Source organism: Streptomyces sp. Inha503 (genome assembly GCF_047215865.1).
GTDB classification, from domain to species: domain Bacteria; phylum Actinomycetota; class Actinomycetes; order Streptomycetales; family Streptomycetaceae; genus Streptomyces; species Streptomyces lycopersici.
Genome location: NZ_CP178360.1, coordinates 10,041,409 through 10,055,477, shown reverse-complemented (window position 1 = coordinate 10,055,477; position 14,069 = coordinate 10,041,409). Strand labels below are relative to the sequence as shown.

At 72.8% G+C, this 14,069-nt stretch carries 16 protein-coding genes and 1 pseudogene; 9 read left to right on the top strand and 8 right to left on the bottom strand.

Going from position 1 to position 14,069, the window contains the following annotated elements; all coding sequences use genetic code 11:
* Positions 1-4: 4 nt before the first annotated feature.
* On the top strand, positions 5-715 hold the full coding sequence (locus tag ACJX2R_RS42180) for a response regulator (RefSeq protein WP_413106090.1): 711 nt from the start codon (positions 5-7) through the stop codon (positions 713-715).
* A gap of 93 nt (positions 716-808) precedes the next feature.
* Here the strand turns inward: ACJX2R_RS42180 and ACJX2R_RS42175 are convergent.
* Positions 809-1,177 (bottom strand): annotated as a pseudogene (locus tag ACJX2R_RS42175) (phosphatase PAP2 family protein); the annotation flags it as partial.
* A 380-nt stretch (positions 1,178-1,557) separates the two neighbouring features.
* Here ACJX2R_RS42175 and ACJX2R_RS42170 point away from each other — a divergent pair.
* On the top strand, positions 1,558-1,965 hold the full coding sequence (locus ACJX2R_RS42170) for a CoA-binding protein (RefSeq protein WP_262702456.1): 408 nt from the start codon (positions 1,558-1,560) through the stop codon (positions 1,963-1,965).
* Between the two features lie 15 nt (positions 1,966-1,980).
* Here ACJX2R_RS42170 and ACJX2R_RS42165 read toward each other — a convergent pair whose 3' ends face one another.
* A complete protein-coding gene (locus ACJX2R_RS42165; protein WP_413104369.1) occupies positions 1,981-2,535 on the bottom strand; it encodes a YbaK/EbsC family protein in 555 nt (184 codons plus the stop codon).
* A 50-nt stretch (positions 2,536-2,585) separates the two neighbouring features.
* Entirely contained in the window at positions 2,586-3,158 is a 573-nt protein-coding gene (locus ACJX2R_RS42160; protein WP_262702458.1) for a helix-turn-helix domain-containing protein, read from the bottom strand.
* A 107-nt stretch (positions 3,159-3,265) separates the two neighbouring features.
* On the opposite strand from ACJX2R_RS42160, the gene ACJX2R_RS42155 reads away from it, so the two are divergent.
* The 5 genes from ACJX2R_RS42155 (at position 3,266) to ACJX2R_RS42135 (ending at position 7,757) form a co-directional block, all read left to right on the top strand.
* Positions 3,266-4,132 (top strand): EamA family transporter, encoded by an 867-nt coding sequence (locus tag ACJX2R_RS42155; protein WP_413104368.1) that lies wholly within the window; start codon positions 3,266-3,268, stop codon positions 4,130-4,132.
* A gap of 109 nt (positions 4,133-4,241) precedes the next feature.
* The gene (locus tag ACJX2R_RS42150; RefSeq protein WP_413104367.1) at positions 4,242-5,447 is read left to right on the top strand and encodes an FUSC family protein; all 1,206 of its coding nucleotides are present in this window, start codon (positions 4,242-4,244) and stop codon (positions 5,445-5,447) included.
* A 73-nt stretch (positions 5,448-5,520) separates the two neighbouring features.
* Positions 5,521-6,309 (top strand): VOC family protein, encoded by a 789-nt coding sequence (locus tag ACJX2R_RS42145; protein WP_413104366.1) that lies wholly within the window; start codon positions 5,521-5,523, stop codon positions 6,307-6,309.
* Between the two features lie 147 nt (positions 6,310-6,456).
* Positions 6,457-7,011, top strand: a complete 555-nt coding sequence (locus tag ACJX2R_RS42140; protein WP_413104365.1) for a DUF2243 domain-containing protein — start codon at positions 6,457-6,459, stop codon at positions 7,009-7,011.
* A complete protein-coding gene (locus tag ACJX2R_RS42135) occupies positions 7,011-7,757 on the top strand; it encodes a cytochrome c oxidase assembly protein (RefSeq protein WP_413104364.1) in 747 nt (248 codons plus the stop codon). The genes ACJX2R_RS42140 and ACJX2R_RS42135 overlap by 1 nt, the downstream gene beginning before the upstream one ends.
* A 146-nt stretch (positions 7,758-7,903) precedes the next feature.
* On the opposite strand, the gene ACJX2R_RS42130 is transcribed toward ACJX2R_RS42135, so the two are convergent.
* From ACJX2R_RS42130 to ACJX2R_RS42115, 4 genes are all read right to left on the bottom strand, one after another.
* Positions 7,904-8,596 (bottom strand): GAF and ANTAR domain-containing protein, encoded by a 693-nt coding sequence (locus ACJX2R_RS42130; RefSeq protein ID WP_413104363.1) that lies wholly within the window; start codon positions 8,594-8,596, stop codon positions 7,904-7,906.
* Between the two features lie 23 nt (positions 8,597-8,619).
* The gene (locus ACJX2R_RS42125; RefSeq protein ID WP_413104362.1) at positions 8,620-9,162 is read right to left on the bottom strand and encodes a gamma carbonic anhydrase family protein; all 543 of its coding nucleotides are present in this window, start codon (positions 9,160-9,162) and stop codon (positions 8,620-8,622) included.
* Between the two features lie 93 nt (positions 9,163-9,255).
* Entirely contained in the window at positions 9,256-9,924 is a 669-nt protein-coding gene (locus ACJX2R_RS42120; RefSeq protein WP_138916321.1) for a DedA family protein, read from the bottom strand.
* Between the two features lie 219 nt (positions 9,925-10,143).
* Complete coding sequence (locus tag ACJX2R_RS42115; RefSeq protein ID WP_044568204.1) at positions 10,144-10,596, bottom strand: DUF4442 domain-containing protein; 453 nt, start codon at positions 10,594-10,596, stop codon at positions 10,144-10,146.
* Between the two features lie 95 nt (positions 10,597-10,691).
* Here ACJX2R_RS42115 and ACJX2R_RS42110 point away from each other — a divergent pair, with 95 nt between their 5' ends.
* Positions 10,692-11,795 carry a hypothetical protein gene (locus ACJX2R_RS42110; RefSeq protein ID WP_262702468.1) on the top strand — a complete coding sequence of 368 codons (1,104 nt, stop codon included), beginning with the start codon at positions 10,692-10,694 and terminating at the stop codon, positions 11,793-11,795.
* 74 nt (positions 11,796-11,869) lie between these two features.
* Positions 11,870-13,174 (top strand): MFS transporter, encoded by a 1,305-nt coding sequence (locus ACJX2R_RS42105; RefSeq protein ID WP_413104361.1) that lies wholly within the window; start codon positions 11,870-11,872, stop codon positions 13,172-13,174.
* An 18-nt stretch (positions 13,175-13,192) separates the two neighbouring features.
* Here the strand turns inward: ACJX2R_RS42105 and ACJX2R_RS42100 are convergent, their stop codons facing one another.
* Positions 13,193-14,038: a spermidine synthase gene (locus ACJX2R_RS42100; RefSeq protein WP_413104360.1), complete on the bottom strand. Its 846-nt coding sequence runs from the start codon at positions 14,036-14,038 to the stop codon at positions 13,193-13,195.
* Between the last annotated feature and the right edge of the window lie 31 nt (positions 14,039-14,069).

Sequence of the window (14,069 nt, the reverse complement as noted above, 5' to 3'; positions counted from 1 at the left end):
TCCGATGATCCCGCAGCGGGAAGGGCGTCCGGAGATCCGGGTCCTGATCGCCGACGACGAGCCGATGATCCGCGCGGGGATCCGGGCCGTGCTCGCCACCGATCCGGACATCACCGTGGTAGCGGAGGCGGGCGACGGCCACCAGGCGGTGGAGCTGGTGCACCGCCACCGGCCCCGGGTGGCGGTGCTGGACATCCGGATGCCCGGCACCGGCGGTATCGAGGCCGCCCGGAAGATCCACCGGACGGCGCCGGACACCGGTGTCATCATGCTGACCACCTTCGGCGAGGACGACTACATCCTCCAGGCGCTGGGCGGCGGCGCCATGGGCTTCCTCATCAAGTCCGGTGAACCGGAGGAGCTGATCGCGGGGGTGCGCGCGGTGGCCGACGGCGCCGCCTATCTGTCACCGAAGGTCGCGGCCCGCGTCGTGGCGCATCTGGCGTCCGGTGGCGCGGGGGCCCTGGCCGACCGCCGCACCGCCGCCCGCGCCCGGGTCGAGGCCCTGACCGCCCGGGAGCGGGAGGTGCTGGCCCTGCTCGGCGGTGGGCTGTCCAACGGTCAGATCGCCCGTCGGCTGCATGTCGTCGAGGGGACGGTCAAGGCCCATGTGAGCTCGATCCTGGCCCGGCTGGGCGTGGAGAACCGGGCGGCCGCCGCCGTGGTCGCCCACGAGGCCGGGATCCTTCCGCCCCGCGCGCCCGAACAGCGCTGATACCGCCCGTACGGCCGGAGGGCCCGCGACGACCCGCGTCGCCGCCACCACCGCGGCGCCCAGCAGCGCACCGGCGGCCACATCGTGCGGATAGTGCACCCCCACCGCCACCCGCAGCAGCGCCGCCACCCCCGCCAACGGCAGCGCCACGGCGGCGAGACGGGGCCTGAGCAGCGTCAGCCCCACCGCGATCCCGGTGGCGAGGGTGGCGTGGTTGCTCGGAAACGACCAGTCCCCCGGCTCGGGACACTCCGCCACCGCCACGGCCCCCCGTACCGCCCGGCACGGCCGCTCCTCGTCCACCACGAGCTTCACCGCCTCGCTCACCGCATAGCCGGCCACGCTGCCGATCCCGGTGAGCACGGCCCCGGCCACGCCGGAGGCGTCCCCGCGCCGGAGGGCCGACCACCCCGTCCACAGCAGAAGCAGCCCCAGCGCCACCAGCGTGCCCTCGGTGGCCATCTCCAGCAGCGACCCGGCCCATGAGGGCGCTCCCGCCGCCGCCTCGGCCACCGCCCGGTACACCGACACCGAGGCGCCGCCCGTGACCTCCACCCGCTCCGCGTCGCCCAGCCCACCGGGCGACAGCCACATCACCGCTCCCGCCCCGGCGGCACACAGCGCCGCCGAGACCAGCAGTCGACGGCCGAAGCCGTATCGCGTCCTTGAATCCATGGCCAGTGACGGTAGAAACGGCGACGGCCCGCCACCTCTGGCAAACGGCCAGGTCAGACCCCTGACCATCGTCGGGGTTGACACCCCGGCGCGCCCCCGGGAATCTCCGGGGCACCCGGCCGGTTCTGCTGCGAAGAGACCGCATCGCGACCCCACAGGAGGCAGGCATGTACGGCGACCCGGCGACGGTCCGCACGATCCTCACCGAGCTGGGCGACACCTGGGCCATCGTGGGCCTGTCGACGAACCAGCAGCGCGCGGCATACGGCGTCGCCGGCGTCCTCCAGCGCTTCGGCAAGCGCGTCGTGCCCGTACACCCCAAGGCCGAGACGGTGCACGGCGAGCGCGGCTACGGCTCGCTCGCCGAGATCCCGTTCCCGGTCGATGTGGTCGATGTCTTCGTCAACAGCGACCTGGCGGGCCCGGTCGCCGACGAGGCCGTCGCCATCGGCGCCAAGGCCGTCTGGTTCCAGCTCGGCGTCATCGACCCGGAGGCGTACGACCGCACCCGCGCCGCCGGGCTCGCCATGGTCATGGACCGCTGCCCGGCCATCGAGATCCCCCGGCTGGGCTGAGCGCCTCAGGCGGCGTCAGGCGCCCAGGCCCTCCAGAACCACCGCGCCCGGGAGGCCGGCGAGCAGCTTGCCCGGCACGATGAGCTTGCCGCGTCGGCTGCCGCTGCCGATGAGGGCGTGCGGGGTGTCGGCCACGGCGGCGTCCACCAGGAGCGGCCAGTCGGCTGGCAGTCCGATCGGGGTGATGCCGCCGAATTCCATGCCGCTCTCGCCCGTCGCCGTGTCGATCGGGGCGAACGACGCCTTGCGGGCGCCGAGGTGGCGGCGCACCACGCCGTTGACGTCCGCGCGGGTGTGGGCCAGGACCAGGCAGGCGGCCAGGGTGGTCTCGCCGCCCCGCTTGCCCGCGACCACCACGCAGTTGGCGGACTGCTCCAGCAGCCAGGAGCCGTAGTTCTCGACGAGTACGGCGGTGTCGGCCTTGTCCGGGTCCGTGTCCACGAAGAGCACCTGCTCCACCGGCTCCGGGCCGCGCCAGGTGCGCAGCGCCTCGGCGACGGGAGCGGTCAGCAGGTCCAGGCACTCGACGGCGGGACGGACCTCGTCGAAGGCATCCATCGGCGTACTCATGCCGCCAAACTAGCAGTCGGAGCAGGGCACGCGGGCCGGGCCCGGCGGCCTCAGCGCGCGGGCGGCACCGACACCGCCATGGTCATCTCCACCGGCTCCGTACCGTCGTTGCGGTAGGTGTGCGGGGTGTTCGCCTCGAACGCCACGGAGGTGCCGACCGGGGCGGTGTGGGTCTCGCCGCCGATCACCAGGGTGAGTTCGCCGGCCGTCACATGGATCAGCTCGACCGTGCCGGACGGATGCGGATCGGAACTGCTCTCGTCGCCGGGCATCAGCCGCCACTGCCACATCTCCAGCGGGCCGTCCGCCTCGGTGCCGACGAGCAGCGCGGTGTAGCTGCCCGCCTCGGTGGACCACATCCGCACCGCCTGGTCGGGCGGGACGAAGGTCACCCGGGGCCCCTGCTCGTAGTCGAGCAGTGTGGTGATGCTCACGCCGAGCGCGTCGGCGAGCTTGACGGTGGTGCCCACGCTCGGATTCGTACGGGCCTGCTCAATCTGGATGATCATGCCCCGGCTGACCCCGGCGCGGGCCGCCAGGGCGTCGAGGGTGTAGCCGCGTTCGTTGCGCCACCGTTTGAGATTGCGGGCGAGCGACTGCGTGAGCTGGTCGAGGTCCGTCACGTTCCGGTCCGTCCATCCGTCCAAAATAGTGAATGGCATAGTCGAGTGCAGTGAACTACTGTGGGCTGTACTCCCACGTCCACCACACTGTACGGCGAGGTTTCACCATGTCCGCACTCTTCGCTCTCGCCACCAGTCTGCTCTGGGGGCTGGCCGACTTCGGCGGAGGGTTGCTCACCCGGCGCACACCCGCGCTCACCGTGGTCGTCGTCTCCCAGATCATCGCGGTCACCGTGCTCGGCGCCATCGTGGTGGCCACCGGCGGATGGTCCGAGGCGGGCCCGCAGCTGTGGTTCGCCGCGGCGGCCGGTGTGGTCGGCCCGGCCGCGATGCTGTGCTTCTACCGGGCCCTCGCGCTCGGCCCGATGGGCGTCGTCTCCCCGCTCGGCGCGCTCGGCGGCGTCATCGTGCCGCTCGGCGTCGCGCTGGTGCTCGGCGAGCGGCCCGGCCTGCTCCAGGTCTCGGGCGTCGTGGTGGCGGTCGCGGGTGTGGTCCTGGCGAGCGGTCCGCAGACCGGCGGGGCACCCGTCCAGCGGCAGACGCTGCTGCTCACCCTGGTGGCCGCGCTGGGGTTCGGCTCGGTGATGGCGCTGATCGCCGAGGCGTCGAACACGCTGACCGGGCTGTTCCTCGCGCTGTTCGTGCAGCGGGTGTGCAATGTGGCGGTCGGCGGCGGCGCGCTGCTGCTCTCCGTCCGGCGCGGCAACCCCGGGCTGCCCGAGGGCGGGAGGGGCGTGGTGTGGGCGTCGCTGCCCGCGCTCGCCTTCGTGGGCCTCGCCGACGTGGCCGCGAACGGCACGTACAACCTCGCCGCGCACCACGGCCCGGTCACCGTCGCCGCGGTGCTCGCCTCCCTCTACCCCGTGGTGACCGCCCTCGCCGCCCGCGGACTGCTCGGCGAGCGGCTGCGGGTGGTCCAGGCCACGGGCGCCGGACTCGCCCTGGTGGGCACGCTATTGCTGGCCACGGGCTGAGCGGCCCGCGGCCCGGCCCCCGCCCGGCCAGGCACAACCGGCCATTGCATAAGCAGCCATGCGCAACCGGCCATGCATAAGCCGACGCGCTCCAGGAACCCACTACGCCATGGGGCACGGATACGAGAAGCCGTACGTGGTGCGGGCCGAGGCCCGGGGGATCGTGGACGCCGCGGCGCGGGCATGGCGGGGGCCGGGGCGCGAACGGGACCTGCTCGTGCAGTCGCTGAAGGCGGCCGGGGCGGCCACGCTCGCCTGGGCGGTCTCGGGGTGGTGGCTGAAGGACCCGGTGGCGCTGATGGCGCCGTGGGTGGCGGTGGTCCTGGTCCAGGCCACCGTCTACCGCTCGCTGTTCAAGGGGTTGCAGCAGCTGGTGGCCATCGCCGTGGGCACCCTGCTGGCGGCGGGGGTCGAGGCCCTGACGGGGAACACCCTGATCTCGGTGGCCCTGGTCCTGCCCGTCGTGATGCTGCTCAGCAACTGGCCCCGCCTGGGCGACCAGGGCATCTACGGTCCCACCACCGCGCTGTTCACCCTCACCTCGGCCCCGGTGTCCAGCCTCACCGTCTCCCACCGGCTGCTGCAAGCCCTGCTGGGCGCCGCGATCGGCATTGCGGTCAACGCGCTGATCCTGCCGCCGGTCCATCTGCGGAGCGTCCGGGAGAACCTCAGCGGTCTGGCGCACGGGACACGGAAGACACTGGCGAGCGTGGCCGAGGCGCTGGCCGAGGGGGACTGGTCCGAGGACACCCCGGCCGACTGGCGACGGCTGGCCGACCAGCTCGAGCAGCGCCAGGAGAGTCTGCGATCCGCCCGGCTGTGGAGCCATGAGAGCCTTCGGCTCAATCCCGGGCTGCCGTGGAAGTCACACGAGAAGGTGCCGCCGGCGCTTCCCCCCGAGAGCGAGGACCAGCGGTGGAGCGCGATCGTCGCCGAGGTGGGCGCGGTGGTGAGCACGATGGTCGACATCGCCGACGAGAACCGCACCATTCCCACCCCCGACCAGCAGCCGCTGCGCGACTACGGCCGCCTCCTCGCCGATCTGGCCGCGGCCTGCGAGGCACGGGCCGAAATGATCTACGAGCCCGCCGCTCCCAACGGCGCGCGCGGCGAACTCGACGACGCGCGCGGCCAACTCGACGACGCGCTGGAGGCCGTGGAACGGCACCACGGCGCCCTGCACAAACAGCTCACCGATGAGCGCTACGTCTCCCCCGGCACCGCCGCCGTCCTGGGCACCCTGCTGATCCAGGCCCAGAACATCTGGCACGACATCGCCCCGGACGCCTGGCCCCGCGCCACCGCCGGGGCATAGCACCCGGCCGCCGGGGTACATCGGTGCAGTCCCCCGCGGTGGTGCCGGGGCGGAGTTGTGAGGAGTGGTGCCCATGAAGCCGATCGGCCAGGCACGGCCGGGATTCCCCTGCTGGGTGAGTCTCGCCGCCCCCAGCCTCCAGGCGGCGCAGGAGTTCTACACCGCGGTGCTCGGGTGGACCTGGCGCCCCACCGGGCTGGGTGAGGAGTTCCGTACGGCGCTGTTCGGCGGGGCGCCGGTGGCCGGGGTGGGGGCGCTCGCGAACAGCCTCAGGGGCGCGGTCGCCTGGACGCCGTTCTTCGCCGTGGCGGACGCGGACGCCACCGCGGCACACATCCGTGAGCGGGGCGGCACCGTCGGCGTCGGCCCGCTCCCGTTCGGCACCGGCCGCCGCGCCGGGCTGGCAGCCGACCCCGACGGCGCCGTCTTCGGCTTCTGGACGGGAGAGGCGCTGCCCGGCTGGCCGTCGGGTCCGGCAGCAGGTCCGGAGAAGGGCACCCCAGCCTGGCTGGAGCTGCGGACCCGTGACGCGTTCGCGGCCGCCCTCTTCTACGGCGAGGTCTTCGGCTGGGCGTCGCCGGAGGGCAACTGCTCCGTGGAGTACGAGAACGACGAGGTGATCGTGCGCGAGAAGGGCCGCAAGCTGACGGTGGTCCACGGCGGCGCCGTCGAGCGGGCCCCCGACCCTCGGATCCGGCCGCGCTGGTACGTCCACTTCCGCGTCCCCGATGTGCCGGCCGCCGTGGCGGCGGCCCGCGCCGCCGGTGGCACGGTCGCCCTCCCGCCGGATGCCTCCGCCACGGGCCGTGAGGCGATCCTGCGCGACCCCGACGGCGGGCTGTTCACCGTCACCGCGGCCTGAGGGCACGGCCCCTGACCGACAGCCCACGGCTCGGCTCGGCGAGATGGCGTAAAGACGACAGGGACAGGTGAGGAAACGGGTCCGGCCGGGAAGCGGTGGAGGCGGAGAGCTCGGGGGACCACGCTGTCGTCAGGACGGAGAGCGGTGATGGCCACCACGGCGGAGGAAGCCCGCGCCGGTCTGCCCGCGTCACGCGTCATCCGGCTGCCGGGGATCGTGCTGGGGGTGGGGCTCGGCGGATTCCTCGACGGGATCCTGCTGCACCAGCTGCTCCAGTGGCACCACATGCTCAGCAGCACCAACCACGACCGCATCGGGGTGAGGTACTACAACCCGCACACGGTCTCCGGTCTCCAGATGAACACCGTGTGGGACGGCATCTTCCACGCCGTGTGCTGGATCTCGGTGCTGCTGGGGCTGGCCATCCTCTACGCCCGGGTCACCCACGACCGGCGCCGGGTGTGGGGCTCCCGCGTCCTGTGGGGCTGGATGCTGGTCGGCTGGGGCCTGTTCAACCTCGTCGAGGGCGTGCTGGACCACCAGATCCTCGGCATCCACCATGTCCACGGCGGCCCGGAGCAGCCGTGGTGGGACGCCGGCTTCCTCGTCCTGGGCGCCCTTCTGGTGGCCGGCGGCTATCTGCTCCAGCGCGGCGGGGCCCCCTCCGGCCCCGAGGCGCCGCGCGCCACCGGGCGCGTGTGATGGGTGGCGGCGCGGTGCGGCCGCTCGCGCGGTCGCTGAGCTTCGCGGCGGGGCTCGTCCTGGTGGCGGTGGCGCTGCTGCCGCCGCTCGCGCCGTTCGCCCATGAGGACTTCCGCGGCCATATGGCCCAGCATCTGCTGCTCGGCATGTACGCGCCCCTGGCACTGGTGCTCGGGGCCCCGGTCACCCTGCTGCTGCGCGCCCTGCCCCCGGATCACGGCCGACGGCTGACCGCCGTGCTCCGCTCCCGCCCCGCGCGGCTGCTCGCCCACCCCGTCACCGCCCTGCTGCTGACCACCGGCGGGCTGGTGCTCCTGTACTTCACCCCCGTCTACGAGGCCACCATGAGCCACCCCGGATGGCACTGGCTGACGCACGCCCATTTCCTGCTCTCGGGCTGGCTGTTCGCGTATGTCATCGCCAGTCCCGATCCGGCGCCCGCACGGCCGGGGGTGCCGGCCCGGCTGGTGGTCCTCGGCGTCGCCATCGCCGCCCACGCCGTCATCGCCCAGTTGATGTACGGAGGCTTCTGGGTCGAGGTCCACGCCCCGATCGCCGAGGTCCGGGGCGGTGCGGAGATCATGTACTACGGCGGCGACCTCGCCGAACTCCTGCTGGCCGCGGCCCTCGTCACCACCTGGCGGCCGGTGAGGACGCCCCGGAGCCCGCACGGGTCACGGGTACGCCCGGTGCGGCGGCCGAAGGAGGGGATCCGCGCCCCGCGGGCCCTGCGGAAATCCAGGTGACGGTGGGGTTACCACTGGGGCCACGGGGTACCTGGGCGTCACGCCATCGCAGCGACCCCCGGGGGACCACGGTGGCCAGGCCCTTCCGGTCCAGACCGCGGGCCGGAAGAGCCGCTTCGGCTGACGCGTCGGCGCTGGCCGACGCTTCAGTCGTCGATTCCGCCGCTCTCGCAGATCTGCCGGGCGATGTCGCGCAGCTTGACGTTGCGCTCCTGGGACACCCGCCGGATCAGCGCGAAGGCGTCGTCCTCGGAGATCTTCAGGCGTTCCATGAGGATGCCCATGGCCTCGCCGATGGTGTGCCGGGTCTGGAGCGCCTGCTGGAGCTGATCGGCGGTGCGGGCGCTGGAGAAGGCGACCGCGGCGTGCGAGGCGAGCAGCCAGCCGGCCGTCTCGCTGGCCTTGGTGAAGGCGGCGGGGCGCCGCGAGTAGAGGTTCAGGGCGCCGAGGTTCTCCCGCTCGGTGTAGAGCAGGAACCCCATCATGCTGCCGATGCCGAGCTCGCGGCCCTCCCTGACGAAATCCGGCCAGCCCTCCCGGGGCTCGGTGAAGTCCTTGATCCGGAACACCCGCTCACCGTCCAGCCGACGGGCGGCGTCGAAGCAGGGCCCCTCGCGGAGCCGCGCCTGGAGCCGGTCCGACCGCACCACCAGCCCATCGGTGGGGGCGAGGGACTCCACCCGGCTGCCGTGGAGCACCAGGATGCCGGCCGCGTCACAGCCCTCCACGTTCTCGACCGCGCACGCGCTGATCCGCTCCAGCGTGGCCTCCACGGACTCCTGCGCCAGCAGATCCCGCGCCATGGTGGCCATGCGCTCGGCGAAGGCTTCCCAGTCCATGACGACCATCCGATCACATCGAGCTACTCGCCGCCGCTGAGCGCTTCCCGGTACTGCTTCGCCCGGTCCGCGTACACCTGGGCGTTCAGCTTGATGCCTGCCCGTTCCTCATCGGTGAGTGGGCGCTTCACCCTCGCCGGCACCCCCGCCACCAGCGACCCGGGCGGTATCTCCATCCCCTGCGGCACCAGGGCCTGGGCCGCGACCAGCGAGCCCGCACCGATCCGGGCGCCGTTGAGGACCGTCGCCCCCATGCCGATCAGGACGTCGTCCTCGACCGTACAGCCGTGTACGACCGCGTTGTGCCCGACCGAGACCCGCTCGCCGATGGAGACCGGGAACCCGGGGTCGACGTGCACCGTGCAGTTGTCCTGGATGTTGCTGTCGGCGCCGAGGACGATGGGGCCGCCGTCGCCCCGCAGCACCGCCTGGTACCAGACGCTGGATCCCGCCGCCAGCACGACATCGCCGATCACCACCGAGGTGGGGGCCACGAACGTGTCGGGGTCGATCCGCGGCTCCTTCCCGTGGATGCCGAAGATCAAGGCGCGCACCGTCTCTCCCACCTGGTCGTTCCCTTCACGTTCCGCGCCCCGGCCGGTAGCCCCGGCAGAGCCCGAGCATCGATATGCGGCTCCGCCGCGTGGCGTCGGACGTCCCTAGTCCCCGGCCGGGACCGGCTCCGGCTCGGCGGTCTCGGAATCGGCCGCCGTGACCGCCGCGGCCTTGGCCTTCTTGGAGCGCCACTTCATGACCAGCATCGAGCCGAGGCCGAAGAGCAGGGCCAGCACCAGCCCGAGCCAGGAGAAGCGCTTCAGCCAGTCCTCCGCGACCTTGCCCAGGGAGTAGATGACCGCGGTGGTGCCACCGGCCCAGACGATGCCGCCGAGCACATTGGCGATGAGGAACTTCCAGTACGGCATGCGCAGCACGCCCGCGAGCGGCCCCGCGAAGATGCGCAGCAGCGCGATGAACCGGCCGACGAAGACCGCCCACATGCCCCACTTCTGGAAGGAGCGCTCGGCGGTGGCCACGTGCTCGGCGCTGAAGTGCTTGGGGAATTTGCGGCCCAGCCAGGCCAGCAGCGGCTGTCCGCCCTTGCGGCCGATGAGATAGCCGATGGAGTCGCCGATCACCGCGCCCGCCACGGCGCACGTCCCCAGGATGTAGGGGTTGATGTGGTCCTGGGAGGCCGCCAGCAGCGTCGCGCTGACGAGGACGATCTCGCCGGGGAGCGGAATTCCCAGGCTCTCCAGGCCGATGACGATACCCACGAGCAGATACACGCTGACCGCGGGCACGGTCTCGAGCCATTCCTCGATATGCAACGCCGGTTCCTCCCCATGTGGCGACCGCTTCCCGGCGTACGCCGGACGGGACGCGGCGCACGCCGGGAAGCCTACTCAATCGGCGCGCGGTCGCCATCATCCCCAAGTCGTGCTCCGGCTCGCGTCGGCTCCGGCGAAGGGAGGAGGACGACCCGGGGCTGGACCCGGGGCCGGGCTCGGGGCCGGGGAGGGCGGACTCAGAGCCCGGAGGGGCCGGGCTCAGGACTGGGGGCGCAGGGTCCACACGATGGACATTTCGCCCGTAACCGCCCCGTCCTCGCGCGTGATCGCGACGTTCACCGGGAATTCGGGCCGCTCCCCCGCGTCCAGCTCGGCGACCACCTCGGCGGCGGGCCGGCCGAGGGTGGCGGTCGCGGTGACGGGTCCCTTGGCGAGCTTCTTGTAGCCGATCTCGGCGCGCACGGCCAGCGGTACGGCACGGCCGAGCTGATCGCCGAACGCCGCCAGCACGATGGCGCCGCTCGCGGACTCCGCCAGGGTGAACATCGCACCCGCGTGGGGGCCGCCGACATGGTTGTGGAAGTCGGACTGGTCGGGCAGGCACAGCACCGCGCGCTCGGGCGACGCCTCGCGGAACTCCAGGTTCAGGGTGCGCACCATGGGCACCGTGGCGGCGAGCATCTCACCGACGGAGGGCAGGGTTTCTGACATGCCCCGGAAGTTACCACCCAGTAGCAAGCGGGGAAAGGGGCAGTTCAAGGGGCAGCCGTAGCAGCTGTCGGCGGCCCCCTCTATCGTTACTGGCCATGTGGCCAGGACAGCAGCCGCCCGGGGGCGAGCAGAACAACCCGCACGATCAGAACCCCTATCAGCAACCGGGGTACCAGCAGCCGGGATACAATCAGCCCAACCCGTATCAGCAGCCGGGATACCAACAGCCGAATCCCTATCAGCAGCCGCCCCAGCAGCAGCCGGGGCAGCCCGGCCAGCCAGGGCAGCAGCCCGGTTACGGCCCGCCACAGGGTCCGCCCGGCCAGCAGTGGGGCGCTCCGTCCGGCCCGCCCGGCGCACCGCGGCCGCCGCGCGACAACAAGAAGCGCACGACCACCATCGCCATCGTCGCGGCCATCGCGGTCGTCGCGGCCGCGGCCATCACCGGTGTGCTCGTCCTGGGCAAGGACGACAGCGACGGCGGTGACGAGTCGAAGGGGAAGGACAAGACGCCCGCCTCCACCTCGGCCCCGGCCTCCGAGGAGCCGACCGAGGACCCGGGCGGCGGCGGTGCGGACAACCCGCGCGCCGGCGGCGACACCACCGACGTCAAGGCGGTCATACCCGGCTGGAAGCCGGTGGTCAGCCCCAAGCGGCACAACGCCTTCGACGTCCCCCCGAACTGGACGATCGAATCGCCGGGCCTGAGTACCGGATTCGAGGACGACAAGGGCAAGCCGCTCGTGGTCATGTCCGCTCCGGCGAGGTACAAGAAGGACTACTGCTCGGTCAAGGACAAGGACGGCTACGTCAACAAGAGCCACGCCGCCGGGGCGGGTTCGAAGGGCGCCCAGGGCGCCAAGAGCGAGGCGTCGGCCGCCAAGATCGAGGCCGAGAACTGGGTCTTCGCCGCCTTCGACCAGAAGCAGACCGGGACCCGCAAGGTCACCGACGCCAAGAAGTTCAAGAGCGCCCACGGCCTCGAGGGCTACACCGCGTCGGCCACCGTCACCGGGGTGAAGAAGACCGACAAGTGCACCACCGACGGCAAGTCGGTCACCGTGACCTACACGGACACCAACGGCGACTTCGCCACCTGGGTCCTGTACTCGGTCAAGGGCACCAAGGAAGAGGTCCCGGACTCCACCATCAAGAAGATCATGAGCTCGCTGCGGCCGGTGAAGTCGGAGGTCTCCTGACCGTCTGACCGCTCCGATCGTAGCGGCCGGAATTCGGTTGGACGCCGGGGCCCGCCCCCAGGGATAGTCCGGATGTGACGACTCCTCCGGCCCCGCGCCTCCGACCGCGCCGACCCGCGTGGGCCGGCCGCAACTACACACTGCTGACCACCGCCGCCGTGGTGACGGGCCTCGGGAACGCCGGAGCCCTCATCGCGGCGGCGTTCGCGGTGCTGGAGGCGGGCGGGGACGGCGGCGACGTCGGGCTCGTGGCGGCGGCCCGCACCCTTCCGCTGGTCGTCTTCCTGCTGATCGGCGGCGCGGTGGCGGACCGGCTGCCCCGCCACCGGGTGATGGTGGCGGCCAACGGCCTCAACTGCCTCTCGCAGGCGGTCTTCGCCGTGCTCGTCCTGTCCGGCGAGGCGCGGCTGTGGCAGATGGCCGTGCTGTCCGCGCTCGGCGGCACCGGGCAGGCGTTCTTCGCCCCCGCCGCCGAGGGCATGCTGCTCTCCAGCGTCAACGGCGAACAGGCCGCCCGTGCCTTCGCGCTGTTCCGGATGGGCATGAACGGTGCGCAGATCGGCGGGGCCGCGCTCGGCGGCGCGCTGGTCGCGGTGGTCGGCCCCGGCTGGGTGCTGGCCGCCGACGCCGCCGCGTTCGCGGTCGCGGGCGCGCTGCGCTCACTGCTCGACGTGCGTGCCGTCGCCCAACGGGAGCCCGGCGGCGGCATGTTGCGGGATCTGCGTGAAGGTTGGCGCGAATTCGTCGGCCGGCCCTGGCTGTGGTCGATCGTCGTCCAGTTCTCCGTCGTCAACGCGGTGGTGGGAGCGGCGGAGTCGGTGTTCGGCCCGCTGGTGGCCGAGGACCATCTGGGCGGGGCGCGCCCCTGGGGGCTCGCGCTCGCGGCGTTCGGCGCGGGCACCGTCCTGGGCTGTCTGCTGATGGTGCGCTGGCGGCCGCGCCGGATGCTGCTCGCGGGCTCCCTGTGCGTACTGCCGCTCGCGCTGCCGTCGGCCGCGCTCGCCGTCCCGGTGCCGATCGCGCCGCTGGCCGTGGTGATGTTCCTGGTCGGGGTGTCGGTCGAGGTGTTCGGGGTGTCCTGGATGACCGCGCTGCACCAGGAGATCCCCGAGGACAAGTTGTCGCGGGTCTCGGCGTACGACTGGTTCGGCTCGGTCGCCATGGTGCCGCTGGCCATGGCGCTCGCGGGCCCGGCCGAGGAGGCGTTCGGCCGGGCGGCCTCGCTGTGGGGCTGCTCGGCGCTGATCCTGGCGCTGACGCTGGCGGTGCTGACGGTCCCGGACGTACGGCGGCTGCGCCGGCACGAGACCAAGCCCGTCGCCGAGGGCGGACCGGCCGCCGCCACGGACACCGCCCCGGAGCCGGTCAGTCCACGCTGAACGCCGCCGCGGAGCCGGTCAGCCCACGCTGAACGCCCCGTCCGGCGGCTCCGGCGAGGGCGTGGCGTCCTCGTCCCGCACCGGCGCCGCGCCACCCATGAACCGCTCCAGCGCCTCCCCGTACTCGACCCTGGCCGGGAAGGCGTCGGCCGCGGTGCGGCGGGCCAGCACGGCGACCGGCGGTTCGGCCTGGGAGGCCACCAGCACGGCGTTGCCGAACCGGCGGCCGCGCAGCACCGAGGGCTCCGCGATCAGGGCGAGATGCGCGAACGCGGTGCGATAGGTGGCCAGTTGGGAGCGGAGGAAGGTGAACGGCGCCCCGTCGGCCAGATTCGCGGCGTACCACCCGCCCGGCCGCAGCGCCCGGGCCGCGGCGCGGGCGTACTCGACGGAGGTCAGATGCGCGGGCACCCGCGAACCGCCGAAGACATCGGCCACGATGACATCGGCCGACCCCTCGGGCGCGGTCTCCAGCGCGGTCCGGGCGTCCTCGGTCCGCACCGTGACGCCCGCCCCGGACGGCAGCGGAAGGTGCTCGGCGACCAGCTCCAGCACCCCCCGGTCGGCCTCGATCACCACCTGCCGGGAGCCGGGGCGGGTGGCGGCCAGATAGCGAGGCAGCGTCAGCGCCCCGCCCCCCAGGTGCAGTACGTCGAGCGGGGTGCCGGGGTCGGCGGCCGCGTCCAGGACATGGGCGATCCGCCGCGCGTACTCGAATTCGAGATGGCCCGGATCGTCCAGGTCGACATACGACTGCGGGGCGCCGTCCACCGTGAGCAGCCAGGCGCGCGGGCGGTCCAGGTCCGGCATCAGCTTGGCGGTGCCGCCGTCCACGGCACGGCTCACGGGTATCGGCTCGTTCACCCTCTCATTGTGCCGTCGCACCCACGCCGTG